Origin of the sequence: Citrobacter sp. RHBSTW-00599 (genome assembly GCF_013784065.1) — a bacterium.
GTDB classification, from domain to species: Bacteria; Pseudomonadota; Gammaproteobacteria; order Enterobacterales; family Enterobacteriaceae; genus Citrobacter; species Citrobacter braakii.
The window spans coordinates 3,532,572-3,558,036 of the sequence record NZ_CP056717.1; the positions used below are offsets into that span (position 1 = coordinate 3,532,572).

Here is a 25,465-nt window from a genome sequence, read left to right on the forward strand (position 1 = left end):
CTCTGCAGCACACCGCGACTTCGCTTTCTCAAAGATTAACGAATCTTCACACTCTCTTGTGAGACTCTTTTCGCAACACCCAACACCTAACTTCATTATTTTCAATAAATTACCCGTTTTTAATTTGAATCGATGATGTGCTTATTTGTGATAATCATCATGTGAATGTGAAAGGCCCTCCTGAATAATATGTTCAATTAGCAAACAATCTGAACGGAGTTGATCCATGGCCGTCACCACAGGCGTTATCGCCGACGATTTTACCGGCGCAACGGACATTGCAAGCTTTATGGCGCAGCAGGGGTGGCGCGTCGCGCTTCTGCCCGGTATGCCCGATACCGCGCAATGCTGGAATGAAGAGGTTGACGCTATCGTCATCTCGCTGAAAAGCCGCTCATTACCCGCAGAACAGGCCGTCACCCAATCCCTGTCCTGTGCCCGCTGGCTGAAACAAAATGCAGGTGTCCGCCAGATTTATTTTAAATATTGTTCGACGTTTGACTCCACGCCAACAGGCAATATTGGCCCGGTCAGCGATGCATTGATGAACGACCTGCAGGTTCCGCTGATCGTCCACTGCCCCGCTCTGCCGCAAAACGGACGCACGGTGGTGCATGGTCATCTTTTTGTACACGGTGTACTGCTTAACGAATCCGGGATGGAAAAGCATCCGCTCAATCCAATGAACGATGCCAGCCTGCCGCGCCTGCTGAGCGCGCAAACGCCAGGCGCGGTTGGTTGCATCAACCTCACGACCCTGCGTCAAGGTGTGGAAGCGGTCACTTACGCCCTGGCCCAACTTCAGGCTGAAGGTACGCGTCACGTTATCGTCGATACGCTGGATGAAGCAGATCTCAACACGCTGGCGCAAGCTCTCCATGCCAGCCCTCTGTTAGCCGGGGGCTCCGGACTCGGCGGCGCGCTGGCCGCCTGCAACGGAGGCCAGCAATCCATGCCGCCGGACTCTTTTCCACTGCCTGCCAAAACGGTGGTGTTCTCCGGTAGCTGTTCGGCAATGAGCAATCGTCAGGTTAATCGCTACAAGGCCGCGGCAGCGTCTCGTTTGCTTGATGTGTCCCGCTGCCTGTCTGATGCCGAACGCTACACCGATGAACTGAGCGCCTGGGCGATGACGCATATCAGCGACCCATTAGCGCCACTGATATACGCCACCCAGCCGCCAGACGTACTCAAACGTATTCAACAGGAGCACGGCGAACAGGTCGCCAGCCAGGCAATCGAACACGCTTTTGCCCGGCTGAGTTCAAAGCTACGAACTGCGGGTGTAAACACCTTTATCGTCGCGGGCGGAGAAACCTCCGGCACCGTTGTGGAAGCCTTGCAGGTGAAGCGTCTGTCCGTCGGCAAAGCCATTGCGCCAGGCGTACCGTGGGTATTTTCCTCCGGTCTGGCGCTGGCGCTGAAGTCAGGCAACTTTGGTGACGACGATTTCTTTTTTACTGCCCAGGAGTACGCATTATGAATTCGGTGAGTGAACACCAACTGCGCGAACTACTCGTCCACTATGGCCGTTCCCTGTTTATGCGCGGTTACAGCAGCGGCGGTTCCGGCAATCTTAGCGTCAAAATGCCGGATGGCGGCTATCTGGTGACCCCGACCAACTCTTGTCTGGGCGAGCTTGATCCTGCCACGCTAAGTCGGCTGGATGCCAACGGCGTTCATCTTAGCGGCGACAAACCCTCAAAAGAGGTGCCCATGCATCTGGCGTGGTATCGACATCGGCCATCCTGCGGCGCGGTCGTGCACCTGCATTCTCCATGGCTGACCGCGCTCTCCTGCCTGCCGTGCGCCACGCCGAAAAACTGCCTGCCGCCGTTAACGCCGTACTATGTGATGCGCGTCGGGCAGTTACCGCTGCTGCCCTATTTCAAGCCTGGTCATGAAGGCATTGCCAGCGCACTGAGTGAAATCGCGGCAGACCATACGGCCGCGCTGCTGGCCAATCACGGGCCGGTAGTAAGCGGTCGCTCGCTGCGTGAGGCGGTGTTTAACGCCGAAGAACTGGAAGACAGCGCCCGCATCTGGCTGACGTTAAAACCGCTTGGCTATGTTCCGCTCTCAGAAGAAGCGGTGGCCGAACTTGAACATTCCCGGCAAGCGTGAGGTGACATAATGATCCCCGAGCAACGACGTGATTTTATCTACCGCTACGTGCACGAAAAAAATGCCGCCTCATTTAATGAACTGGCAGATTTGATGAGCGTGTCGCATATGACCGTGCGTCGCGACATCCAGTTGCTGGAAGAAGAAGGCAAAGTTATCGCCATTAACGGCGGAGTGAAGCTGAATAACCTGCTGAAATCCGAGCTGCCATGGCGGGAAAAAGCCGAGTTGAATCATGACGTGAAACGTAAAATGGGCCAGCTCGCCGCCATGCTCATTGAGCCCGGACAAACGCTGTATCTGGATGCCGGAACGTCGTTGTTTGAAGTGGCGAAAGCGGTCGCCGCCAGCCACTGTTTCAATCTGACGGTAGTAACCAACGATTTTTCCATCAGCCACTATCTGATGGATATGCCGCACATCACGCTCTATCACACCGGTGGTCTGGTGGATCAGCGTAACCGCTCATGCCTTGGAAAAAGCGCCGCCAGTTTTCTGCGCACCATTAATATTGACGTGGCGTTTCTGAGCTCCTCATCGTGGGATACCGAACGCGGCATGTCGACGCCGAGCGAAGGGAAAGCCTCGGTTAAAGAAGCGGTACTCACCGTTTCCCGGCGTCGGGTGCTGGTCTGCGACAGCAGTAAGTTTGGCAAATACGGCATGTTCCATATCTGTGGGCTGGAACAGTTAACCGACATTATTTCTGATAACCGGTTACCGGAAAACGCCCAGCAAACTCTTGCCAGCCAGGGCGTTAAGCTGCATCTGGTTGATAACCGGGAGGGTGCGCGCCATGCTGAAGTTAGCGGCTAACCTCGACTGGTTGTTTACAGATTTACCGATAGCAGCGCGATTTGCGGCGGCGCAGGTGGCTGGTTTTCGCGGCGTTGAAGGGCTATTTCTCTGGCAGCACCCGCTGGCGCATTTGCACGCTGCACAGCGGGAAACATCCCTGCCGGTGGTGCTGATGAACGCACCGGCGGGTAACTGGGCACAAGGTGAGCGGGGACTGGCCGCGCAGCCCGGTCGAGACCAGGAATTTCACCATAGCCTCAACGTGGCGCGTGATTACGCCACGGCGCTGGGCTGTCGTCGGGTTCACGTTATGGCCGGTTCGCGCTGCGGCGATCTGACGCTTCACGCTCAGCGCACTCTCCTGACCAACCGGCTGCGTATCGCCTGCGATATGATGGCTGAAGCGGAAATCGATGTGCTGATTGAACCGTTAAATTCGCAGGATATGCCCGGTTATTTTATTGACAGCTTTCCGTTGGCCGAATCTATCATTCAAGAGGTTGGCAAGAAAAATATCGGTTTACAGTTTGATATTTACCACTGTCAGAAAATTCATGGCAATGTGGCAAAAAATATTGAACGCTACTTCACCTTAATTAAACATTTTCAAATTGCTTCTGTCCCCTATCGCCATGAACCGGGAACAGGTGAATTAAATGAAGCATGGCTATTCGATTTTATTAGAAAAATGAATTACCAGGACTGGATTGGCTGTGAATATCAACCGTCAACGTCAGGGCCCGACTCATTAAACTGGATAACGCCTTACCTATAATTTAAATATCTCTGTACCGGAGGAAAATATGTCGGATACTGTTATTATTTCGCTGGCACCCGTTGCCGCGGATTGCCCCAGAGTTATACCCGCAGAACTGGCGCAGGAAATACTCGCCAGCGTAGAGCATGGCGCGTCCATCGTGCATTTACACGTTCGCGATAAACAGGGTCGCCTGACGCCGGATACCACCGATTTTCAGGCGACCATTGATAACGTCATGCGCCATTCAGACCTGATTATTCAGGCGTCTACCGGCGGCGTCTCTTCAATGTCCATCGCCGAACGCTGCGCGCCACTCTCCTGCCCCGGCGTAGAGATGGCTTCGCTGAATGTCGGTTCCGTCAACCTCGGAGATGCGGTGTACTTTAATCCCGGTCCGGACGTGGAATATTGCTCCCGGCAAATAGTCGAGCGCAATATCATTCCCGAGTTTGAAGTTTTTGAAATTGGCATGATTAATAACATCCTGAACCTTGAAGATAAAATAAAATTCCAAAAACCCATGCTCTTTAATATCGTCCTCGGCCATCGCGGCAGTACGCCAGCAACCATTGACGCTTTAATTGCTCTGCGTAGCATGATCCCGCGCGATGCCTTATGGGGTATTACTCATTTTGGCAGAAAGAACTTCGATATTATTGCCGCCGCCGTCGGCATGGGGGCCAGTGAAGTACGCATCGGCTTTGAGGATAGCTATTATTTAAGCGCTGAAGAAAAATCACAGCATAATTACCAGCAGGTTGCCAAACTCGCCACGCTCATTCGCAGCATGGATAAAAAAGTCGCCACGCCAGAAATTGCGCGGCACATGTTATCTATTCCATCCCGGCAGCAATAACAACAGCAAGGACATTTCAACATGACTATGACCACTGTTATTCACAAAACCGGACTCGGTATCAGCGTTGCGGGCGCGGCGCTGGCGATTATCGGTGCGCTAATCCAGTCCGCGGCGCTCTGGCAGCCCGGGCTGGTGATGTTCACCGCCGGATTCGCCGCCGGTGCAGGCTACTGGCCGGGTCTACGCAGCTATCAGTTTACGCTATGGATCATCGCCGGGTTTGTCGCCGCCATGACCTGGTCTACGGATCTGATCGTCTGGGGCGGTTTCAATATCACCCATAAATGGATCGTGTTTCTCGTCATTCAGGCCACCATGTTTAGCATGGGCACTAAGCTAACGATCCAGGATTTTATTGACGTCGCCAAAATGCCGTGGGCGGTGTTTATTGGCACCTTCTGCCACTTCGTCATCATGCCTCTGCTCGGCCTGAGCATTACGCTTATCTTTAACTTTCCGCCTGAGGTGGCGGTCGGGATTCTGCTGATTGGCGCCTGCCCAAGCGGACTCTCCTCTACCGTCATGGTCTATATCGCGAACGCCAACCTGGCGCTGGCGGTCTCGATCGCCGCAGTCTCAACGCTGGCGGCGACGGTGATGACGCCGCTGTGGGTTAATCTGCTGGCGGGGTCGATGATCGATATCCAGCTCACCGCGATGGTAATGGATGTGGTGAAAATCGTATTGATCCCCATCGGCGCGGCAATTCTGCATGACTATCTGAAAACCTATGCGGGCGTGCGCGGACGCCGTGTCGTCCAGATGCTGGCCGGGATCGGCGCTCTTTGGCTGCTGTATATGATTGCTGGCGGCTGGGACGCGCTGTTTGGTCACGCCAGCGCCGACGCGCAAATGTACGCGGTGGTGCTCAACTTCGTGGCAGGCGGTCTCGTCTGGGCATTGTTCTACAACTGGCTGTATGGCCGCGTGGCGGGCGTGAAGAAAATCATGCCGACCATCTCAATGATGGGGATCATTTTCTTTACGACCACCGCAGCCGCAGCCGGGCGCGAGAACCTGGTGCAGGTCGGCTTCCTGCTCTGCTTCGCCATGTTGATGCATAACCTCGGCGGCTTCCTGATTGGCTATCTGATGAGCCGCTGGATCTTCCGCATGGACGTACAGTCTGCCCGCACCGTAGCCTTTGAAGTCGGCCTGCAAAACGGCGGCATGGCGTCCGGGCTTGCCGCAGCGATGGGCAAACTGGCAACGGTTGGCCTGGCCTCGGCGGTGATGACTCCGCTTGGCAACGTCAGCGGCTCGCTGCTCGCGAACTACTGGCGCAAGAAAGACGCCAAACAGGCGCAGGCCGCCGCAGCCAAAGATCCCGTTCAACCCGCTTGCGAAAATCTGTCAAAAGGATAATCACGATGACAACTCTCACTCTGGGGCATGCCCTGCGCGCCGTGGCCTCTGCGCTCGACCTTGCCGAAACATGTTACGCAAAACGCCCGTTAAGCGTGGCCGTATGCGATGCCAATGGCGAACTACTCAGCTTTGCGCGGATGGATAACGCCAAACTGTTAACCATCGAGTTAACCCAGCGCAAAGCACGCACCAGTAGCCGCCTGGGCTGTACCACGCAGGCATTTTTACAGCGACTGCAGAAAGAGCAACTGGATATTGGTTATTTTGCCGACCCGCTGTTTACGGCGCTGCCGGGCGGGATCCCGATTCTGCACCAAGGAAAATGCCTTGGGGCCGTCGCGGTAGGCGGTTTATCCGCGCAGGAAGATCATGATGCGGCGCTGGCCGTCGCGGAAACGTTACTTAAGGAGATTGCCCAATGAAAAAGGTCGCCATGCTGCATACCAGTGCCGCCACGCTTACGATGATGCAACAGCTGATTGCCGACATCATGCCGGATGTTGAAGTCATGCACCTGGTGGAAGAATCCATGATCAAGCAGGTAATGAAGGCCCAGGGCGTGACGCCCAATATTGCCGCCCGCATCGCCGACTATGTGCATATTGCCGAAAAGGCGGACTGCGATATCTTTATTACCGCCTGTTCCTCAATTGGTACTGCGGTGGAGCAATGCCAGTTTATGACCCCACTTCAGCTCGCACGCATTGATTGCGCAATGGTGGAAGAGGCGATTGAAAAAGGTGAGCGGATCGCCGTACTGGCGACCGTGGCAACCACGCTGAAGCTAACGCTGGATTACGTACAGCGCAAAGTGCAGCAGAGCGGTAAATCGCGAACCATCACGCCTATATTAATGGAGGAGGCATTCCACGCGCTGCTGGCGGGAGACATGGATACTCATGACCGTATCGTCAGTGAAGGGTTACAGAGCGCCTTTACCCAGGCAGATGTTGTGATGCTGGCGCAGGCCTCGATGGCGCGCGTTTTACAGCAGCTCCCTTCCCCGCCGGTGCCGGTAATGACCTCGCCGGAAAGCGGAATTCGCTGGTTGAAAACACTGGCTGAAAGCTGAATTACAGGCCAAAAAAAGGCCATCATCAGATGGCCAACCATGTCGAAACGGGACCAGCCCTTGACTATGCAGAGAGTCAGGGCTGTTTTTTTTCTTACTTAATCACTGTTTTCAACGCTTCGCCGATATCGGCCAGGCTACGAACGGTTTTCACGCCAGCGGCTTCCAGCGCAGCGAACTTCTCATCCGCCGTACCTTTACCACCTGCGATGATCGCACCAGCATGACCCATACGTTTACCTTTCGGCGCCGTCACACCCGCGATGTAACCCACAACCGGCTTGGTCACATGATCTTTAATGTACGCCGCTGCTTCTTCTTCCGCGCTACCGCCGATCTCACCGATCATGACGATCGCTTCAGTCTGCGGATCTTCCTGGAACAGCTTCAGGATATCGATGAAGTTAGAGCCAGGGATCGGGTCGCCGCCGATACCCACACAGGTAGACTGACCAAAACCATAGTCGGTGGTCTGCTTAACCGCTTCATAGGTCAGCGTACCGGAACGAGAAACGATACCGACTTTACCAGGCTTGTGAATATGGCCCGGCATGATGCCGATTTTACATTCACCAGGGGTGATAACACCTGGGCAGTTCGGGCCAATCATGCGCACGCCAGCTTCATCCAGCTTCACTTTCACAGTCAGCATATCCAGCGTTGGGATACCTTCGGTGATGGTGATGATAAGCTTGATGCCTGCATCGATAGCTTCCAGGATGGAGTCTTTGCAGAACGGAGCCGGAACGTAGATAACGGTGGCGGTTGCGCCGGTCGCTTCTACTGCTTCACGTACGGTGTTGAACACCGGCAGACCCAGATGCGTGGTGCCGCCTTTGCCCGGCGTAACGCCGCCGACCATTTGCGTACCGTAAGCAATCGCTTGTTCAGAGTGGAATGTCCCCTGGCTACCGGTGAAGCCCTGGCAGATAACCTTGGTATCTTTATTAATTAAAACTGACATTATTTCCCCTCCACTGCGGCAACAACCTGCTGAGCTGCATCCGTCAGACTTTTCGCTGCAATAATATTCAGGCCGCTATCAGCCAATTTTTTCGCGCCGAGTTCAGCGTTGTTACCTTCAAGACGTACCACGACCGGAACGTTAACGCCCACTTCTGCTACCGCGCCGATGATACCGTCCGCGATCAGGTCGCAGCGTACGATACCGCCGAAGATGTTAACCAGTACGGCTTTAACATTGTCGTCAGAGAGGATAATTTTGAACGCTTCGGTTACACGTTCTTTGGTCGCACCGCCGCCAACGTCGAGGAAGTTAGCCGGTTCGCCGCCGTGCAGTTTAACGATGTCCATGGTGCCCATTGCCAGGCCCGCGCCGTTAACCATACAACCGATGTTGCCGTCCAGAGCGACGTAGTTCAGTTCCCACTGTGCAGCCTGTGCTTCACGCGGATCTTCCTGAGACTGGTCGCGCATTTCACGCAGGTCAGCCTGGCGGAACAGCGCGTTGCCGTCAGCGCCCAGTTTGCCGTCGAGGCAGATCAGATCACCCTGCTTGGTCACCACCAGCGGGTTGATTTCGATCAGCGCCAGATCGCGCTCAAGGAAGATAGTCGCCAGACCCATGAAGATCTTGGTGAACTGCTGAACCTGTTTACCTTCCAGACCCAGTTTGAACGCCAGTTCACGACCCTGATAAGGCATCGGACCGGCCAGCGGATCGAGCGCTACTTTATGGATCAGGTGCGGCGTTTCTTCCGCCACTTTTTCAATTTCCACGCCGCCTTCGGTAGAGGCCATGAAGACCACGCGACGGGAACTACGGTCAACAACTGCGCCGAGGTAAAGTTCTTTACCAATGTCGGTCGCTGCTTCAACCAGAATCTGATTTACCGGTTGACCATGGGCGTCTGTCTGGTAAGTGACCAGACGTTTACCCAGCCAGTGTTCAGCAAAAGCGCGAATGTCTTCTTTGCTGTTCACAACCTTCACACCGCCCGCTTTACCACGGCCACCAGCGTGAACCTGACATTTCACTACCCACGGGCCTGCGCCGATTTTAGATGCAGCTTCTTCAGCTTCACGCGGAGTAGTACAGGCATAACCCACCGGTGCCGGTAAGCCATAGCGGGCAAAAAGTTGTTTTGCCTGATATTCATGTAAGTTCATGTGTTCTGTCCATCCTTCAGGTAATCGTTATCTTTTACCCGTAGGCCTGATAAGCCTCCAGACCTACGGGGCAGGTGATACTCTTATTTACTACACGTCCAGCAGCAGACGCGTCGGATCTTCCAGCAACTCTTTAATGGTTACCAGGAAGCCTACTGACTCACGACCATCGATCAAACGGTGGTCATAAGACAGCGCCAGATACATCATCGGCAGGATTTCAACCTTGCCGTCTACGGCCATCGGACGATCTTTGATGGCATGCATACCCAGGATGGCGCTCTGCGGTGGGTTGATGATCGGGGTAGACATCAGGGAACCGAACACGCCACCGTTAGTGATGGTGAAGTTACCGCCCGTCAGATCGTCGACCGTCAGCTTGCCGTCGCGACCTTTAACTGCCAGCTCTTTAATATTTTTCTCGATGTCAGCCATACCCAGCAGATCCACATCACGCAGGACCGGCGTGACCAGGCCACGCGGCGTGGAGACCGCCATGCTGACATCAAAGTAGTTGTGGTACACCACGTCATCACCGTCGATGGACGCGTTCACTTCCGGATAGCGTTTCAGCGCTTCAACAACCGCTTTCACGTAGAAAGACATAAAGCCCAGACGGATACCGTGACGTTTCTCGAACGCATCACCGTACTGCTTACGCAGATCCATGATTGGCTTCATGTTGACTTCGTTGAACGTGGTCAGCATGGCGGTGGAGTTTTTCGCTTCCAGCAGACGCTCAGCTACGCGTTTGCGTAGACGGGTCATCGGAACACGTTTTTCGCCACGAGCGCCCAGTTGAGCCTGTGGTGCAGGCGCGGCGGCCGGCGCTTTGGCTTCTGCTTTCGCAGCCGGTGCTTTGGCCAGATGCTTTTCAACATCTTCACGCGTGATACGACCACCGACGCCGGTGCCATTGATGGCGCTGGCTTCGAGATTATGCTCACCCAGCAGGCGACGGATCGCCGGGCTCAGGGCATCGTTGTTCTGTTCAGCAAGAGACGCCTGCTGGCGTTGTGCCGGAGTAGAATCTTTCTCTTCAGACTTGGCGCTGGTCTCTTTGCCAGAGCTGTTGCCTTCACGCAGGCGACCGAGGATCTGGCGAGAAGTGACGGTTGTCCCTTCATCTTCCAGAACCGCATCAAGAATACCGTCCGCTGATGCCGGTACTTCCAGTACCACTTTGTCAGTTTCGATTTCTACCAGTACTTCATCACGACGTACTGCATCGCCCGGTTTTTTGTGCCAGGTTGCAACCGTTGCATCCGCTACGGATTCAGGCAGGTCGGGAACAAGAATATCTACGCTACTCATTATTTATCCTTTATTTAATCGACGTTCAGCGCGTCATTAACCAGATCTTGTTGCTGCTTCTGGTGAACGGACATATATCCTACTGCCGGAGAGGCAGAGGCCGGGCGACCTGCATAACGCAGAGCTGACCCAAATGGAATTACTTCACGGAAATGATGCTGGCTGCAGTACCATGCGCCCTGGTTGAGCGGCTCTTCCTGGCACCAGACAAAATCATGTACATGAGCAAACGGTTTCAGCGCTTCCTGCACCGCTTTATGCGGGAACGGATAGAGCTGTTCGATACGCACAATGGCGACATCTTTTTGGTCGTTCTTGCGGCGTTGCTCCAGCAGGTCGTAATAAACCTTACCAGAACACATCACGACACGCTTCACGCCTTTAGGATCAAGTTCATCTACTTCGCCAATGGCTGGCAGGAAGGTGCCATTTGCCAGTTCGTCCAGCGTGGACACCGCCAGCGGATGACGCAGCAGCGACTTCGGTGACATCACTACCAGCGGACGACGCATTCCGCGCAGCGCCTGACGACGCAGCATGTGGTAAACCTGTGCCGGGGTAGACGGGACGCAAACCTGCATGTTTTGCTCAGCGCAAAGTTGCAGATAACGTTCCAGACGCGCGGAGGAGTGCTCCGGGCCCTGACCTTCATAGCCGTGTGGCAGCAGCATAACCAGACCGCACATACGGCCCCACTTCTGCTCGCCGGAAGAGATGAACTGGTCGATAACCACCTGCGCACCGTTGGCGAAGTCACCGAACTGCGCTTCCCAGATAGTCAGGGTGCGCGGTTCTGCCGTGGCATAACCGTACTCGAATGCCAGCACCGCTTCTTCAGACAGCACGGAGTCCCATACGCGGAACGTGCCCTGGCCGTTATGCACATGCTGCAGCGGAGTGTACGTTGAACCATTCGCCTGGTTATGAATAACCGCATGACGGTGGAAGAAGGTTCCGCGGCCAGAGTCTTCACCCGACAGACGTACCGGAATGCCTTCATCAACCAGCGTGGCGTAAGCCAAATTCTCTGCGCCACCCCAGTCGAACAGCTTCTCGCCTGCGGCCATGGCCTGACGGTCGCCGTAAATTTTGGCAACACGCGACTGCATTTCCACCGCTTCAGGCACGGTGCTGATGCGTTTTGCCAGCTCCTGCAGACGCTTCATCTCAACTTTGTTCGGGTAGTTTTCATCCCATTCGTGGTTGAGGTACGGAGACCAGGTGAAGGAGTGCATATTCATTGGACGCCACTCTTTCACCACGCATTCGCCTGCGTCCAGCGCGTCACGATACAGATTGACCATTTCGGTCGCATCTTCCAGCGTAGCGACGTTGTCCGCTTCCAGCTTGTCAGCGTAGATTTTGCGCGGAGTCGGATGCTTTTTGATTTTCTGATACATCAGCGGCTGGGTTGCGCTTGGCTCGTCGGCTTCGTTGTGGCCGTGACGGCGGTAGCACACCAGATCGATGAAGACATCGCGTTTAAAGGTATTACGGAAATCCAGTGCCAGACGCGTTACGAAAGCGACCGCTTCCGGGTCATCCGCGTTCACGTGGAAAATCGGCGCCTGAACCATCTTACCGATGTCGGTGCAGTACGGTGTAGAACGTGCATCTAGCGGGTTAGAGGTGGTGAAGCCCACCTGGTTGTTGATAACGATGCGAACGGTACCGCCCACTTCGTAACCACGCGCTTTCGACATGTTCAGGGTTTCCTGAACCACGCCTTGCCCGGTTACTGCCGCATCACCATGAATAGTGATTGGCAGCACTTTATTGCTGCTCGGCTCGTCCAGACGATCCAAGCGTGCACGTACGGAACCGATAACCACCGGGCTAACGATTTCCAGGTGCGACGGGTTAAACGCCAGCGCCAGGTGAACCAGGCCGCCTTCGGTTTCGATATCCGACGAGAAGCCCATGTGGTACTTCACGTCGCCGGTGCCGAGGTGCTCTTTATGTTTGCCCGCAAACTCGTCGAACAGATCCTGCGGCTTTTTACCCAGCACGTTAACCAGGACGTTCAGACGACCACGGTGCGCCATACCCAGTACCACTTCACGGGTACCGCTGTTACCGGCGTGGCGGATCATCTCTTTGAGCATTGGGATTAACGCATCACCGCCTTCCAGCGAGAAGCGTTTCGCGCCCGGGAATTTTGCACCCAGGTAGCGTTCCAGACCTTCCGCTGCGGTCAGTTCGCTGAGGAAGCGTTTCTTCTCTTCACTACTGAACGCAGTACGGCCAGACTCGATACGCTGCTGAAGCCAGCGTTTTTCTTCGGTGCTGGTGATGTGCATATACTCGGCGCCAATCGGGCCGCAGTAGGTTTGTTTCAGCGCGACAACCAGGTCGCTCAGCTTCATCGTGTCTTTGCCACCGGCAAAAGAACCCACGTTAAAGCTTTCCTGGAAATCCGCATCGGTCAGATCGTGGAAGGAGGGATCCAGATCGGCCACATTTTCTTGCTGCCACAGTCCCAGCGGATCGAGATTCGCATGCTGATGACCGCGGAAACGATAGGCGTTAATGAGCTGCAGGACTTTAACCTGCTTCACATTGGCATCAGGGTCGGAAATAGAAGAAGAGTAACGTGGGGTAATCAACGCCTGTCGACGGAAATAATCACGTGTTTTTGAGTGGAGTTGATCCGGTTTGACTCCGGTACCAGGTAACTGCTGGAACGTCGAACGCCAGTTAGCATCTACCGAGTCAGGGTCGGTTAAGAAGTCTTCATAGAGCTGTTCTATCCAGCTCTGGTTAGAACCAGAGAGGTAAGAAGAGTCCAACCAGGCTTTCAAAGCGCTGTTCTGCATCGTGATCCCTTAAGCATTTGTATGCTTATTTCGCCGTGGATACTACCACGCACACCGATGTGCGTGCCGGGGTTCACTTGTTGCGGACTGTCGTGTCATCTGCGTCCGCTAAGGAACCTTTAAAAACTGTCTAATAATCGTCATCGTTCAGGCTGCGATTATTGCTATCAATGTGGCAGTTTTTAGAGGTTTCCCTGCACGGCCGGGGAATCTCTTCCCCGGCAACTACAACTACTTATGCACTACGTTTGAGCAGCATCGACTTAATATGACCGATGGCGCGCGTCGGGTTCAGCCCTTTAGGACATACGCTGACGCAGTTCATGATGCTATGACAGCGGAATACGCTGAAAGCGTCACTTAAACCTTCCAGACGGCTGTCGGTCTCGGTATCGCGGCTATCAATTAAGAAGCGATACGCGGCCAACAGGCCTGCCGGGCCAATAAACTTGTCCGGGTTCCACCAGAATGATGGGCAGGACGTTGAGCAGCATGCACACAAAATACATTCATACAGCCCATCGAGCTTCTCACGCTGCTCTGGCATTTGTAAATGCTCACGAGCCGGAGGATTTTTCCCATTATTCAACAAGTAAGGCTTAATCTTCTCATACTGTGCGTAGAATTGCCCCATGTCTACCACCAAATCGCGCACAACCGGTAAACCTGGCAGCGGGCGAATGACAATTTTCTTGCCCGGCTGATTCAGCGCAGAAATAGGTGTGATACAGGCCAGTCCATTTTTGCCGTTCATGTTCAGACCGTCGGAGCCGCAAACCCCTTCACGGCATGAGCGACGAAACGACAGCGACGGATCCTTTTCTTTCAGCTGCATCAACGCATCCAGCAGCATCATGTCGCGCCCTTCTTCCGCCTCCAGGGTGTAATCCTGCATGCGCGGAGCGTCGTCAACATCCGGGTTATAGCGATAAACTGAAAACTCGAGTTTCATTGTCCTGTCTCCGCATTAATAAGTACGAATCTTCGGCGGGAATGCCGGGCGCAGCTTCGGTTCCATATTGACTTGACGTCGCGTCATGGATTCCGACTCTGGCAGGTACAGGGAATGGCACAGCCAGTTTTCGTCATCACGTTCCGGGAAGTCGAAGCGGCTATGCGCGCCACGGCTTTCGGTACGGAAGTTTGCAGATACTGCAGTGGCGTACGCGGTCTCCATCAGGTTATCCAGCTCCAGACACTCAACGCGCTGGGTGTTGAACTCGCTGGAGGTATCGTCCAGACGGGCATTTTTCAGGCGTTCGCGAATCGCTTTCAGCTCTTCCAGGCCCTTCGCCATCGCATCGCCTTCGCGGAATACCGAGAAGTTATGCTGCATACATTCTTGCAGCGCTTTACGAATTGCCACCGGGTCTTCACCGTTACGGTTACCGTTCCAGCGATTCAGACGCGCCAGAGAAGCGTCGATTTCATCTTCGGTTGCATCCAGCAGGTCACCCTGCTCTGCGATAGATTCCTGCAGATGCAGACCCACAGCACGACCAAATACCACCAGGTCAAGCAGTGAGTTGCCGCCCAAACGGTTAGCACCGTGAACCGATACGCAGGCAATTTCACCGACGGCAAACAGCCCTGGGATCACCACATCTTCGCCCTGCTCATTCACGGTCAGCGCCTGGCCGGTGACTTTGGTCGGAATACCGCCCATCATATAGTGGCAGGTTGGGATAACCGGGATCGGCTCTTTCACCGGGTCAACGTGAGCAAAGGTACGGGACAGTTCGAGAATACCCGGCAGACGGGACTCCAGCACTTCTTTACCCAGGTGGTCGAGTTTCAGTTTGGCGTGCGGCCCCCACGGACCGTCGCAACCGCGACCTTCGCGGATTTCGATCATGATGGAACGCGCCACCACGTCACGACCCGCCAGGTCTTTCGCATTCGGGGCATAACGCTCCATGAAGCGCTCACCGTGTTTGTTCAGCAGGTAGCCACCTTCACCACGACAGCCTTCTGTTACCAGAACACCCGCGCCAGCGATACCGGTTGGGTGGAACTGCCACATCTCCATATCCTGCACCGGCACGCCAGCGCGGATAGCCATACCGACGCCGTCACCGGTGTTGATGTGGGCGTTGGTGGTGGACTGATAAATACGGCCAGCACCGCCGGTTGCCAGCACGGTTGCGCGGGCTTTGAAGTAAACTACTTCACCGGTTTCGATACACAGCGCGGTACAACCAACAATCGCGCCATCGGCATTTTTCACCAGATCCAGCGCGTACCACTCGGAGAAGATAGTGGTGTGGTTTTTCAGGTTCTGCTGATACAGCGTGTGCAACAGCGCATGGCCGGTACGGTCTGCCGCTGCCGCGGTACGTGCCGCCTGCTCGCCGCCGAAATTCTTCGACTGGCCGCCAAACGGACGTTGATAAATTGTGCCATTATCGAGGCGAGAGAACGGCAGCCCCATGTGGTCCAGCTCCAGAATCGCTTCCGGACCGGTTTTACACATATATTCAATAGCGTCCTGGTCACCAATGTAGTCCGACCCTTTCACGGTGTCGTACATGTGCCATTCCCAGTTATCTTCATGGGTATTACCGAGCGCAACGGTGATGCCACCTTGCGCAGATACGGTATGGGAACGGGTTGGGAACACTTTGGAGAGCAGCGCACAGGTCTGACCGCTCTGGGAAATTTGCAGCGCCGCGCGCATACCTGCGCCGCCGGCACCAATCACAACAGCATCAAATTCTCTGACTGGCAGTTTCATTACACACCCCACACCACAACAAATCCATAAATGACGTAAACCACCAGCGCAACGACGATAGCCAGTTGCAGAATCAGGCGCACGGCCAGCGGTTTAACGTAGTCGGTCAACACCTGCCACATGCCGATCCAGGCATGAATCAAGATGGAGAAAAGAGCCAGCAGGGTGAAGACTTTGGTGAATGCCGATGAGAAGAAACCGGTCCAGACTTCAAACGTCAGTTCGCCGCTGGTGGCGAAGAAGCCGACCATATAGATGATGTATAACGTCAGAACGATAGCGGTAGCACGGACCAGAATGAAGTCATGTACGCCGTTGCGTCCTAATGCGGAGGCGTTGCTTACCATACGAGGACTCCTGCGAGAAGTGAAAGCACGACAATGATAACGAAACAAATTTTGGCGGAACGTGTCCCTGCTTCGAGGGTTTCTTCGATATAGCCAAAATCCATCAACAGATGGCGAATGCCCATTACGGCGTGATATGCCAGCGCAATCAGGATCCCCCACAGAATTAACTCCACAAAGAAGTTATTCATAATGGATGACGCCGCGAGGAAACCTTCAGGGGAGGAAAGGCTGGTACCCAATAACCACAACAGAATCCCGACCGCCACGAAGGTGATCACTCCGGATACGCGATGGAGAATGGACGCTATCGCCGTGATTGGGAACCGGATCGTTTGTAGATCCAGATTGACAGGTCTTTGTTTTTTCACATTTCTTATCATGAATAACGCCCACATGCTGTTCTTATTATTCCCTTTGGACTTCGGGTACAGAAGATGAAGACACCTGTAGCCTGAAAGACGACGGGATTTCCTTCCTCCGGTCTGCGTGCGGGTCAGACAGCGTCCTTACTATAACTACGCGTCATATAAAACACTGCTTCCAGATGCTAAAACGACACGTTACAACGCTGGTTGGCTCGGGATTGCAGGGTATTCCGGAGACCTGGCGGCAGTATAGGACGTTCACAAAATCATTACAATTAACCTACATATAGTTTGTCGGGTTTTATCCCGAACAGTGACATAGGTCACGATAACAACATTATTTTAATTTTTAACCATCTAATTTGACAATCATTAAACAAAGTTGTTACAAACGACACCAGAAAAAGCATATAATGCGTAAAAGTTATGGGGTCACTCTTTCACCGGACATTTAGTTATGTAACAGTGTGGAAGTATTGACCAATACAGTCAGGACAGTTATTAGTGATAGACAGGTTTAATAATTCGGATTGCTAAGTTCTTGATTTGCAGTTTATTCGCCATGAAAAGACCGTTTTACCTGCAAGCGCCCATAGCTCTGTACCCAGGTTATCCCCTCTTTCGCAGAGCGGCGAGCCAAATAACAAACTGGTAACGGTTCATTGATGTACGAAGGCAAATGTGAGTTCCAGCAGTCTTAAGCAATAAGGCGCTAAGGAGACCGTAAATGGCTGATACTAAAGCAAAAATCACTCTAAATGGTGACTCTGCTATTGAACTGGATGTGCTGAAAGGTACGCTCGGTCAAGATGTTATTGATATTCGTAGTCTTGGCTCAAAAGGGATGTTTACTTTTGACCCAGGTTTCACCTCTACCGCATCCTGCGAATCCAAAATTACTTTCATCGACGGTGACGAAGGTATTTTGCTGCATCGCGGCTTCCCGATTGATCAGTTGGCGACCGAGTCGAACTATCTGGAAGTGTGTTATATCCTGCTGTACGGCGAAAAACCGACGCAGGAAGAGTACGACGAGTTCAAAACCACAGTCACTCGCCATACCATGATCCACGAGCAGATCACCCGCCTGTTCCACGGTTTCCGCCGCGACTCTCACCCGATGGCCGTTATGTGTGGTGTTACCGGGGCGCTGGCTGCGTTCTACCACGACTCGCTGGATGTGAATAATCCGCGTCACCGTGAAATCGCCGCCTTCCGTCTGCTGTCCAAGATGCCGACCATGGCAGCGATGTGCTACAAATATTCCATCGGACAGCCGTTCGTGTACCCGCGTAATGACCTCTCCTACGCCGGTAACTTCCTGAACATGATGTTCTCCACGCCGTGCGAAAAATACGAAGTGAATCCGATTCTGGAACGCGCAATGGACCGTATCTTGATCCTGCACGCTGACCACGAACAGAACGCCTCAACCTCTACCGTTCGTACCGCCGGTTCTTCTGGCGCTAACCCGTTTGCCTGCATCGCGGCCGGTATTGCTTCCCTGTGGGGACCGGCACACGGCGGCGCAAACGAAGCTGCGCTGAAAATGCTGGAAGAAATCAGCTCTGTTAAACACATTCCGGAATTTGTTCGCCGCGCGAAAGACAAGAATGATTCCTTCCGCCTGATGGGCTTTGGTCACCGTGTTTATAAAAACTATGACCCGCGCGCCACCGTCATGCGTGAAACCTGCCATGAAGTACTGAAAGAACTGGGCACCAAAGATGATCTGCTGGAAGTGGCGATGGAACTTGAACACATTGCGCTCAACGACCCGTACTTCATCGAGAAGAAACTCTACCCGAACGTAGATTTCTACTCCGGCATCATCCTGAAGGCGATGGGTATTCCGTCCTCCATGTTCACCGTTATCTTCGCCATGGCGCGTACCGTGGGCTGGATTGCACACTGGAACGAAATGCACACCGACGGCATGAAAATCGCTCGTCCGCGTCAGCTGTACACCGGCTACGATAAGCGCAATTTTAAGTCTGATATTAAGCGTTAATTGTCTGCCGGATGGCGCCAGCGCCTGTCCGGCTTACAGCCATTAATTCTCCCGGGTCGGACAAGGCATTGAAGCCAGAATCCGACCTGTTTTTTTGATGCATATTATTTTATTCTCATCATGCTTTCTCTATGATTTACTGAGATTTCCGTCATTTCACTCAGGAGCATGGGATGCCTGTTTTGCAGTGGAGCCTGTTGTTTCTGCTATCGCTCCTTCTTTCCCTGTTCTTTTTGTTTATACACCTTCCAGGACCGCTGCTGCTCGGTTCGATGATCGTCGGCATCATATTCAGTATGCGCGGCATCTCACTGCACCCTCCCCGCTGCACATTTCTTGGCGCGCAGGCGATTCTCGGCTGCATGATTGCCCAAAACCTGACTGGCTCAATCTTAACGACCCTTACGGCCCACTGGCCGATGGTGATTATCATCCTGCTGGCGACCCTTATGAGCAGCGCGGTAATCGGCTGGCTGCTGGTTCGCTACAGTAACCTACCGGGAAACACCGGTGCATGGGGCTCGTCACCTGGCGGTGCGGCGGCAATGGTGGCGATGGCGCAGGAATATGGTGCCGACATCCGGCTGGTGGCGTTTATGCAGTATCTGCGCGTACTGTTGGTGGTTGGTGCGGCGGCACTGGTCACCCGAGTGATGATGGGCGACCAGGCCCAAACGGTCAGTGAGCAAATCGTCTGGTTTCCGCCGCTGAGCAGCAATCTGTTCAGTACCCTGGCGCTGGCCGCCGTTGCCGGTACGGCCGGGCGTCTATTGCGTATCCCCTCTGGCGTCATGTTGCTACCGATGTTGGCAGGCGCATTGCTGAATGCCGGTGGCGTGATGGTGATCGAACTGCCGGAATGGTTGCTGGCGATTGCCTATATGGCCATCGGCTGGCAAATCGGCCTGGGTTTTGACAAGCAGATCTTTTTAATGGCGTTGCGCCCCTTACCGCAAATCCTCTTGTCCATTTTTTCACTGATGGCGATCTGTGCCGCTATGGCCTGGGGACTGGCGCATTACATGCAGATAGATTTTCTTACCGCCTATCTGGCGACCAGTCCAGGCGGCGTGGATTCTGTTGCGGTGATTGCCGCGGGGAGTCACGCCGATATGGCGCTGATCATGGCGATGCAAACCCTGCGGCTATTCAGTATTTTATTGACTGGCCCGGCGGTGGCGCGGTTTATTTCGCTACACGCGCCAAAGCATCCCGCTTAGTGCTGACATCCTGGACACCAGTAAAAGGGTCGTGAAGAGAGCGTCGTTTTTTCGATGATTCCGCCACAGCGCTCACAGGCTTCACCATCCCGGTGAAAGACCTTAAAGCGAAACAGCGCGCCGTGATGTTTATTCTCATCCACCAGCCCGCGGGTGTTATAGGACAAACGAGGAATATCAAGCAGCGCATGCGCCAGCGCATCCAACGGCTCATCTCCGAGCATCGACGCTTTATGCTGCCCGGTCAGCCCTACCTGCCAGAGAATCTCTACTCGCAGGTAGTTACCTAATCCCGCCAGAAACGTCTGGTCCAACAGCAGGCCAGAAAACTGGCGATTGCGAAAACGCGGGGATAACAGACGCGCTTTCACGTCATCGGGCGTTAAACGTAAATCCAGAACGTCCGGCCCAACCCGTTGCAGGAACGGATGGGTAGCGAGCTGTTCCGGCGTCAGCATGTCGATATCAGAGGCGCTATAGAGCAGAATAGTTTTGTCGTGTGTTTGCAACCTGACACGCAGTACCCGCGAAGTCTGCGGTATTTTGCCGGTATCCACCACTCGCCACACGCCATAGAGCTGATTGTGGCTGTACAGCGTCAATCCATTAGAAAAATGGGTCAGCAATGCTTTACCCCGCGTTTCAAGCTGGGTAACACTCTGCCCAATCAGTTGAGATTGATACGGTTTTAGCTGCTCAAAGGCAAACCAGACATCGGTCAGGGGTTTGCCTTTGACTGCCGCCTCCAGGTTATCCGCCGCGCGGCGGATCTCCGGGCCTTCAGGCATAATACTGTCCTTTTTTAATGTGTTGCACCGCCCGTCACTGCGATATCACTCTCCACCTGCAACGCGGTGGCAATCGCAACTTCCAGCGCCCGGCGCACTGTGTCCGCTGCCATACTTGGCGCCCCGGGGTGCTGTGCAGCCTGTTGCGGCAAATAAGGGATATGAATAAATCCTCCCTTTACCGCCGGAACGTCACGTAGTTTATGCAGCAGGCCATACATCACGTGGTTACACACGAAAGTGCCCGCGGTCTGGGAAACCGAAGCCGGAATTCCCGCGTTGCGCATGGCAACAACCATCGCTTTGATCGGCAACGAACTAAACCACGCCGCCGGACCATCGGCCACAATCGGCACATCTACCGGCTGTTGACCCTGATTATCCGCAATACGCGCATCGTCAACGTTGATCGCCACGCGCTCCACGGTGACATCCGCACGCCCACCCGCCTGCCCCACCGCCAGCACCAGTGATGGCGACAGCGCGTCAATCGCACCATTGAGTACGGCAAGAGACTCGCCAAAGACGCACGGCAGTTGGCGGGCAACGACGCGGCATCCGCCGATGATAGCATTGTCGAGGCCCGAGACCACTTCCCAGGAAGGGTTAACTGACTCGCCGCCAAAGGGTTCAAATCCCGTGATGAGTACTGTTTTCATCCTGTCACCTTACAAGAACATCAGGAAATACATCAGGAACACGTTGACCAGCAACAGCAGTATGCCGGTTGGCACCTGCGCTTTAATCACCGCGTTTTTATCCGGCAGCTCCAGCAGCGCTGCAGGAACAATGTTAAAGTTTGCCGCCATCGGCGTCATTAACGTCCCGCAATAGCCAGAGAACATACCAATTGCCGCCATTACTGCCGGATTGCCGCCGTGCTGCAGCACGAGGATCGGAATCCCAATTCCGGCGGTCACGATCGGGAAAGCGGCAAACGCATTGCCCATGACCATCGTCAGCAATGCCATGCCGAGGGTGTACACCGCCACTGCGATAAAGCGGCTATCCACCGCCAGGTATTCTTGCGTCAGCCAGGAAATACCGCTGCCTACGCCCGCTGCCGTAAACAACAGCCCGAGCGTGGCCAAAATCTGCGGCAGGATAAACGCCCAGCCGATGGAGTCCAGCAGACGGCGCGCCTCCTGAATCGGTTGATGAACCCGCTCATGGGTCATTTTTATCGCCATCGCCAGACCAATCAACGAGCCTGCGGTCATGGAAAAGAGCGTCACCAGCGTGGCGTGATTACCCGGCCCAAACAGCGCATCCTGTAAGCCCGGAATATGGTTGAACATCAGCACGCCAATAACCGTTACCACCGGAATTGCCAGCGCCGGGAAAAACAGGCGGTTACCCAGACGACTGGCGCTTTCTTCGCGCTGTTGCTGCGTTCGTTGATGGTAGCTTCCCAGCTTCACGCCGCCAAAACCGGCGATCAGGGCCAGCACGACCACCGCAACGCCAACGGCAATATGCACCGTGCGTTTGTCGCCAAACAGCGAGTATGTCCAGTCGCCAAGCAGAAACAGTACGCCGTATATGCCCCAAAACAGGCCGGTGGTAAAGCGACGCGGGTTCGCTTTGTCCTGCCAGGACATCAGCGCCACAATCAGTAATACCGCTCCCGCCAGCCAGTAGAGATAGCTTTGTTGAAAATTCATTTCGCTTCCCCTTTCGCTGCGGCATTCGCTTTCGCCACCTCACGTTGCAAATAGCTATCCAGACGCCACAGACGCGTACCGTGGATCAGGAATGCACAAATTGCCGTAGGGATCCCCCACAAGGCAATATGCAGCGGTTCGGTCTGGATCCCACCAGACTCCAGCATAAAGTTGTGCATAAAAATGATGGCGCCGAAGGCAACAAAGATATCTTCACCGAAGAACAGTCCGACGTTATCGGTCGCAGCTGACATGGCGCGCAGACGATAGCGTACCGCCCCAGGTATCTCGCCGTGATTTTTCTCTGCGGCTCCTTCCGCCATCGGCGCCAGCAGCGGACGCACCATCTGCGGATGTCCCCCCAGACTGGTCAACCCTAACGCAGCGGTCGCTTCGCGAATGAACAGATAGACAATAAGCAGACGGCCACTGGTGGCGCTGCGGATTTTTGCAATCCACGCCTGAGCACGCTCTTTGAGTCCGTGGCGTTCCAGCAGGCCAATAACCGCCAGCGGGATCAGCAGGATAAATGGCAGGTTGCGGGTGTTAAGAAAACCTTCACCCAGCTTCTCAAGGATAGTGGCGATCGGCATATGCGCCGCCAGCCCCGTGACGATCCCGGCAATAATGACCACCAATACCGGGTTAAAACGTAAAAGAAATCCGACCACGATGACGGCGATCCCCGTCAATGGCCAGAGAGAAATTACCTCTCCCATAATTCAGTCCTGTATATGTTGTTGTGTAATATATTATTGTTTTGTATGAATAAATTTATGCGCTAATTTGAATATTGCATGCATTGAATGCGGCTCGCAAGCGACGGGCAAAAGCGAGTGCGTGCTCACCATCCCCGTGAATGCATACCGTCTGGGCTGTCACGCTCGCCCACGTTCCACTCTGGCTTTTTACTCTGCCGGATTGCACCATTTCTAGCGTTTGCGCCAGCGCCTGCTCTTCATCCTCAATCAATGCGCCCGGCTGGCTGCGCGGCACCAGACTGCCATCCGCCTGATAACCCCGATCGGCAAAAACCTCCTGACGTGTTACCAGACCATAGCGTTCTCCGGCACGAATCAGTTCGCTTCCCGCCAGCCCTACCAGAACCAGCGACGGATCGCAGGCATACACCGCTTGAGCAATAGCATCCGCCAACTGAGGATCTTTCGCCGCCTGGTTATAAAGCATACCGTGCGGTTTAACATGACGCATTACGCCGCCCTGCGCACGCGTGATGGCAGCCAGCGCACCAATTTGATACAGCGTCTGCGCATACACCGTTTCCACAGGCAGGGTCATGGCGCTACGGCCAAAATTTTCCCGATCCGGAAAACTCGGATGCGCGCCTATCGCTACGCCATTTTTTAGCGCTTCGCGCACGCTTAAAAGCATCGTCTGCGCATCACCGGCGTGAAACCCACAGGCGATGTTGGCTGATGACACCAGTTGCAGCAGCGCTGCATCGTTAGGGCATCCCTCACCGAGGTCTGCGTTGAGATCAATTTTCATTGTTAAGTCGCCATGTTAACTGTTCCAGATAACGCTGCCGATCCTGGCGCGCCTTAAGCGCTTCCTCCAGCGAACACTGCACAAAATGAATCGGCTGGCCGAGCGGGATCTGCGCCAGATGATACATATCTGCTTCGATGATACAGGCGATACGCGGATAGCCGCCCGTCGTCTGAGCATCGTTCATCAGCACGATGGGCTGACCATTATGCGGAACCTGCACTACGCCAGGGAGCAAACCATGCGACAATAGCTCGCGATCGGTCGTGCGCGTCAGCGACTGCCCCTGCAAGCGATACCCCATACGGTTGCTTTGCGGACTCAGTTGCCACGGGGAGCGCCAGAAAGAAGCCTGCGATACTTCGTCAAACTCCTGGTATTCAGGCCCAGGGAGCGCACGAATATGGTTGCCCCACATCAGCTGTTTTACGCCCTGCGGCCCGCTGAATTGCCGGGTCGATGCGCCAATTGGCAGCCGATCGCCATCGCGCAGCAGACGCCCTTCCAGCCCGCCAATTCCGACTTTGAGATCGGTACTGCGCGACCCCATTACTTCGGGCACATCAAAACCGCCCGCTACCGCCAGATAGCTGCGCATGCCGTGATGTGGACGTTTTAGCGTCAGACGCTGCCCGGCTTTCACCGGCAGCCGCCATCCGCTCCATACGGGAGTACGATCCAGGTGCGCTTCACATCCCGCTCCGGTCAGGGCAAACCAGCCATCGGTTTCAAATTCCACCACCAGTTGCCCCAGTGTGATTTCCAGCGCAGCGGCATTCGCATCATTACCCACCAGCAGATTAGCAACGTTCAGCGCCGGTTTATCCAGCGCGCCACAGTGACTGATTCCGGATTGACGAAAACTATGGCGTCCCCCGTCCTGTACTGAGGTGTACATGCCAGCGCGAATGATGTTTAACATATCCCCTCCTTCTGCGGGACAAAACGCACGGTATCGCCAGCCCGTAACAGAATCGGCTCCTGCCGTTTTGGATCAAATAACGCAACGGAGGTACGGCCAATCAATTGCCATCCACCTGGCGTGGAAAGCGGATAGACCCCCGTTTGGGATCCGCCAATACCCACAGAACCTGCCGGAACAAGCAGACGCGGTTCCGCACGCCTCGGAGTATGGAGCGATTCAGGTAAGCTCCCGAGATAGGGAAATCCCGGCTGAAAACCGATAAACCACACCACATAATCAACCGACGCATGAAGTTCGACGACCTGCTTGTCGCTTAATCCACTGTGCCGGGCGACCTCAGCCAGATCGGGGCCGAACTCACCGCCATAGGTCACGGGAATTTCAATAAAGCGCGAGTCCGGCTCCAGCGCCTCACTCTCTTCCCACCAGCGCTGCAGGCGTTCAATCGCATCCAGCGCCAGCGTTTTCGGGTCGCGCAGGGTAACCGTGATATTGTTCATTCCCGGAATAGCTTCCAGCACATTCGGGGCATCAACCAGACGCTGGGCCAGACGCCAGATGCGTTTCTGAGTCGCCAGCGTAATGGGAGGTTCCAGCTCAAGAACCACCGCACTTTCACCTAACAGATAACAACGCGCTCGCTGCACTTTCGTCCCTC

At 54.6% G+C, this 25,465-nt stretch carries 25 protein-coding genes; 10 read left to right on the top strand and 15 right to left on the bottom strand.

Annotated elements, in window-relative coordinates; genetic code table 11:
- The first annotated feature begins 226 nt into the window (after positions 1 to 226).
- Genes otnK through HV243_RS17470 form a run of 8 tightly spaced genes read left to right on the top strand, consistent with a single transcriptional unit; the run spans position 227 to position 6,981 of the window.
- Positions 227 to 1,483, top strand: a complete 1,257-nt coding sequence (gene otnK / locus HV243_RS17435) for a 3-oxo-tetronate kinase (RefSeq protein WP_053389803.1) — start codon at positions 227 to 229, stop codon at positions 1,481 to 1,483.
- Entirely contained in the window at positions 1,480 to 2,124 is a 645-nt protein-coding gene (locus HV243_RS17440) for an aldolase (protein WP_053389804.1), read from the top strand. Before otnK ends, HV243_RS17440 begins: the two co-directional genes overlap by 4 nt.
- 9 nt (positions 2,125 to 2,133) lie before the next feature.
- Positions 2,134 to 2,940 carry a DeoR/GlpR family DNA-binding transcription regulator gene (locus tag HV243_RS17445; protein WP_046274719.1) on the top strand — a complete coding sequence of 269 codons (807 nt, stop codon included), beginning with the start codon at positions 2,134 to 2,136 and terminating at the stop codon, positions 2,938 to 2,940.
- A complete protein-coding gene (locus tag HV243_RS17450) occupies positions 2,921 to 3,697 on the top strand; it encodes a TIM barrel protein (protein WP_053389805.1) in 777 nt (258 codons plus the stop codon). Before HV243_RS17445 ends, HV243_RS17450 begins: the two co-directional genes overlap by 20 nt.
- A gap of 28 nt (positions 3,698 to 3,725) precedes the next feature.
- Entirely contained in the window at positions 3,726 to 4,538 is an 813-nt protein-coding gene (locus HV243_RS17455; protein WP_149330249.1) for a 3-keto-5-aminohexanoate cleavage protein, read from the top strand.
- 21 nt (positions 4,539 to 4,559) lie between these two features.
- Entirely contained in the window at positions 4,560 to 5,906 is a 1,347-nt protein-coding gene (locus HV243_RS17460) for a bile acid:sodium symporter family protein (protein WP_053388609.1), read from the top strand.
- A 5-nt stretch (positions 5,907 to 5,911) separates the two neighbouring features.
- Positions 5,912 to 6,331 carry a heme-binding protein gene (locus tag HV243_RS17465; RefSeq protein ID WP_016152289.1) on the top strand — a complete coding sequence of 140 codons (420 nt, stop codon included), beginning with the start codon at positions 5,912 to 5,914 and terminating at the stop codon, positions 6,329 to 6,331.
- Positions 6,328 to 6,981, top strand: coding sequence for an aspartate/glutamate racemase family protein (locus HV243_RS17470; protein ID WP_053388608.1), 654 nt, complete (start codon positions 6,328 to 6,330; stop codon positions 6,979 to 6,981). Before HV243_RS17465 ends, HV243_RS17470 begins: the two co-directional genes overlap by 4 nt.
- 94 nt (positions 6,982 to 7,075) lie before the next feature.
- Here HV243_RS17470 and sucD read toward each other — a convergent pair whose 3' ends face one another.
- The 8 genes from sucD to sdhC form a co-directional block, all read right to left on the bottom strand.
- Complete coding sequence (sucD, locus tag HV243_RS17475; protein ID WP_003022929.1) at positions 7,076 to 7,945, bottom strand: succinate--CoA ligase subunit alpha; 870 nt, start codon at positions 7,943 to 7,945, stop codon at positions 7,076 to 7,078.
- Positions 7,945 to 9,111, bottom strand: coding sequence for an ADP-forming succinate--CoA ligase subunit beta (gene sucC / locus HV243_RS17480; protein ID WP_003022927.1), 1,167 nt, complete (start codon positions 9,109 to 9,111; stop codon positions 7,945 to 7,947). The genes sucD and sucC overlap by 1 nt, the downstream gene beginning before the upstream one ends.
- Positions 9,112 to 9,201: 90 nt before the next feature.
- Positions 9,202 to 10,425, bottom strand: a complete 1,224-nt coding sequence (gene odhB / locus HV243_RS17485; protein ID WP_016156001.1) for a 2-oxoglutarate dehydrogenase complex dihydrolipoyllysine-residue succinyltransferase — start codon at positions 10,423 to 10,425, stop codon at positions 9,202 to 9,204.
- A 14-nt stretch (positions 10,426 to 10,439) separates the two neighbouring features.
- On the bottom strand, positions 10,440 to 13,241 hold the full coding sequence (gene sucA / locus HV243_RS17490) for a 2-oxoglutarate dehydrogenase E1 component (RefSeq protein WP_016152283.1): 2,802 nt from the start codon (positions 13,239 to 13,241) through the stop codon (positions 10,440 to 10,442).
- 235 nt (positions 13,242 to 13,476) lie between these two features.
- Positions 13,477 to 14,193, bottom strand: coding sequence for a succinate dehydrogenase iron-sulfur subunit SdhB (sdhB, locus tag HV243_RS17495; RefSeq protein WP_003022921.1), 717 nt, complete (start codon positions 14,191 to 14,193; stop codon positions 13,477 to 13,479).
- A 15-nt stretch (positions 14,194 to 14,208) separates the two neighbouring features.
- Positions 14,209 to 15,975 (bottom strand): succinate dehydrogenase flavoprotein subunit, encoded by a 1,767-nt coding sequence (sdhA, locus tag HV243_RS17500; RefSeq protein ID WP_003022919.1) that lies wholly within the window; start codon positions 15,973 to 15,975, stop codon positions 14,209 to 14,211.
- Entirely contained in the window at positions 15,975 to 16,322 is a 348-nt protein-coding gene (gene sdhD, locus HV243_RS17505; protein WP_005122550.1) for a succinate dehydrogenase membrane anchor subunit, read from the bottom strand. The genes sdhA and sdhD overlap by 1 nt, the downstream gene beginning before the upstream one ends.
- Positions 16,316 to 16,720, bottom strand: coding sequence for a succinate dehydrogenase cytochrome b556 subunit (gene sdhC / locus HV243_RS17510; protein ID WP_016152282.1), 405 nt, complete (start codon positions 16,718 to 16,720; stop codon positions 16,316 to 16,318). The genes sdhD and sdhC overlap by 7 nt, the downstream gene beginning before the upstream one ends.
- A gap of 697 nt (positions 16,721 to 17,417) precedes the next feature.
- On the opposite strand from sdhC, the gene HV243_RS17515 reads away from it, so the two are divergent.
- The gene (locus HV243_RS17515) at positions 17,418 to 18,701 is read left to right on the top strand and encodes a citrate synthase (RefSeq protein ID WP_053388607.1); all 1,284 of its coding nucleotides are present in this window, start codon (positions 17,418 to 17,420) and stop codon (positions 18,699 to 18,701) included.
- A 173-nt stretch (positions 18,702 to 18,874) separates the two neighbouring features.
- On the top strand, positions 18,875 to 19,921 hold the full coding sequence (locus HV243_RS17520; protein WP_049042908.1) for an AbrB family transcriptional regulator: 1,047 nt from the start codon (positions 18,875 to 18,877) through the stop codon (positions 19,919 to 19,921).
- On the opposite strand, the gene nei is transcribed toward HV243_RS17520, so the two are convergent.
- The 7 genes from nei to pxpB are packed head-to-tail and all read right to left on the bottom strand — an operon-like array spanning position 19,918 to position 25,454.
- Entirely contained in the window at positions 19,918 to 20,709 is a 792-nt protein-coding gene (nei, locus tag HV243_RS17525) for an endonuclease VIII (protein ID WP_053388606.1), read from the bottom strand. The genes HV243_RS17520 and nei overlap by 4 nt on opposite strands.
- A 14-nt stretch (positions 20,710 to 20,723) precedes the next feature.
- Positions 20,724 to 21,368 carry a pyroglutamyl-peptidase I gene (gene pcp / locus HV243_RS17530; protein WP_019076289.1) on the bottom strand — a complete coding sequence of 215 codons (645 nt, stop codon included), beginning with the start codon at positions 21,366 to 21,368 and terminating at the stop codon, positions 20,724 to 20,726.
- Positions 21,369 to 21,377: 9 nt separating this feature from the next.
- The gene (locus HV243_RS17535) at positions 21,378 to 22,373 is read right to left on the bottom strand and encodes a DUF979 domain-containing protein (RefSeq protein ID WP_016152277.1); all 996 of its coding nucleotides are present in this window, start codon (positions 22,371 to 22,373) and stop codon (positions 21,378 to 21,380) included.
- Positions 22,370 to 23,092, bottom strand: a complete 723-nt coding sequence (locus HV243_RS17540; RefSeq protein ID WP_003831395.1) for a DUF969 domain-containing protein — start codon at positions 23,090 to 23,092, stop codon at positions 22,370 to 22,372. The genes HV243_RS17535 and HV243_RS17540 overlap by 4 nt, the downstream gene beginning before the upstream one ends.
- A gap of 55 nt (positions 23,093 to 23,147) precedes the next feature.
- On the bottom strand, positions 23,148 to 23,882 hold the full coding sequence (pxpA, locus tag HV243_RS17545; RefSeq protein ID WP_053388605.1) for a 5-oxoprolinase subunit PxpA: 735 nt from the start codon (positions 23,880 to 23,882) through the stop codon (positions 23,148 to 23,150).
- Positions 23,872 to 24,804: a 5-oxoprolinase subunit PxpC gene (gene pxpC / locus HV243_RS17550; RefSeq protein ID WP_047497731.1), complete on the bottom strand. Its 933-nt coding sequence runs from the start codon at positions 24,802 to 24,804 to the stop codon at positions 23,872 to 23,874. Before pxpC ends, pxpA begins: the two co-directional genes overlap by 11 nt.
- Complete coding sequence (gene pxpB / locus HV243_RS17555; RefSeq protein ID WP_053388604.1) at positions 24,798 to 25,454, bottom strand: 5-oxoprolinase subunit PxpB; 657 nt, start codon at positions 25,452 to 25,454, stop codon at positions 24,798 to 24,800. Before pxpB ends, pxpC begins: the two co-directional genes overlap by 7 nt.
- Between the last annotated feature and the right edge of the window lie 11 nt (positions 25,455 to 25,465).

Coding starts and splice junctions, on each gene's coding strand:
- sucD (WP_003022929.1), bottom strand. CDS start 7,945: ATGTCAGTTTTAATTAATAAAGATACCAAGGTTATCTGCCAGGGCTTC.
- HV243_RS17535 (WP_016152277.1), bottom strand. CDS start 22,373: ATGAATTTTCAACAAAGCTATCTCTACTGGCTGGCGGGAGCGGTATTA.
- pxpC (WP_047497731.1), bottom strand. CDS start 24,804: ATGTTAAACATCATTCGCGCTGGCATGTACACCTCAGTACAGGACGGG.
- HV243_RS17440 (WP_053389804.1), top strand. CDS start 1,480: ATGAATTCGGTGAGTGAACACCAACTGCGCGAACTACTCGTCCACTAT.
- HV243_RS17470 (WP_053388608.1), top strand. CDS start 6,328: ATGAAAAAGGTCGCCATGCTGCATACCAGTGCCGCCACGCTTACGATG.
- HV243_RS17465 (WP_016152289.1), top strand. CDS start 5,912: ATGACAACTCTCACTCTGGGGCATGCCCTGCGCGCCGTGGCCTCTGCG.
- HV243_RS17450 (WP_053389805.1), top strand. CDS start 2,921: ATGCTGAAGTTAGCGGCTAACCTCGACTGGTTGTTTACAGATTTACCG.
- HV243_RS17540 (WP_003831395.1), bottom strand. CDS start 23,092: ATGGGAGAGGTAATTTCTCTCTGGCCATTGACGGGGATCGCCGTCATC.
- pcp (WP_019076289.1), bottom strand. CDS start 21,368: ATGAAAACAGTACTCATCACGGGATTTGAACCCTTTGGCGGCGAGTCA.
- sdhA (WP_003022919.1), bottom strand. CDS start 15,975: ATGAAACTGCCAGTCAGAGAATTTGATGCTGTTGTGATTGGTGCCGGC.
- nei (WP_053388606.1), bottom strand. CDS start 20,709: ATGCCTGAAGGCCCGGAGATCCGCCGCGCGGCGGATAACCTGGAGGCG.
- sdhC (WP_016152282.1), bottom strand. CDS start 16,720: ATGTGGGCGTTATTCATGATAAGAAATGTGAAAAAACAAAGACCTGTC.
- sdhB (WP_003022921.1), bottom strand. CDS start 14,193: ATGAAACTCGAGTTTTCAGTTTATCGCTATAACCCGGATGTTGACGAC.
- sucA (WP_016152283.1), bottom strand. CDS start 13,241: ATGCAGAACAGCGCTTTGAAAGCCTGGTTGGACTCTTCTTACCTCTCT.
- HV243_RS17455 (WP_149330249.1), top strand. CDS start 3,726: ATGTCGGATACTGTTATTATTTCGCTGGCACCCGTTGCCGCGGATTGC.
- HV243_RS17460 (WP_053388609.1), top strand. CDS start 4,560: ATGACTATGACCACTGTTATTCACAAAACCGGACTCGGTATCAGCGTT.
- sdhD (WP_005122550.1), bottom strand. CDS start 16,322: ATGGTAAGCAACGCCTCCGCATTAGGACGCAACGGCGTACATGACTTC.
- sucC (WP_003022927.1), bottom strand. CDS start 9,111: ATGAACTTACATGAATATCAGGCAAAACAACTTTTTGCCCGCTATGGC.
- otnK (WP_053389803.1), top strand. CDS start 227: ATGGCCGTCACCACAGGCGTTATCGCCGACGATTTTACCGGCGCAACG.
- odhB (WP_016156001.1), bottom strand. CDS start 10,425: ATGAGTAGCGTAGATATTCTTGTTCCCGACCTGCCTGAATCCGTAGCG.
- pxpA (WP_053388605.1), bottom strand. CDS start 23,882: ATGAAAATTGATCTCAACGCAGACCTCGGTGAGGGATGCCCTAACGAT.
- HV243_RS17520 (WP_049042908.1), top strand. CDS start 18,875: ATGCCTGTTTTGCAGTGGAGCCTGTTGTTTCTGCTATCGCTCCTTCTT.
- HV243_RS17445 (WP_046274719.1), top strand. CDS start 2,134: ATGATCCCCGAGCAACGACGTGATTTTATCTACCGCTACGTGCACGAA.
- HV243_RS17515 (WP_053388607.1), top strand. CDS start 17,418: ATGGCTGATACTAAAGCAAAAATCACTCTAAATGGTGACTCTGCTATT.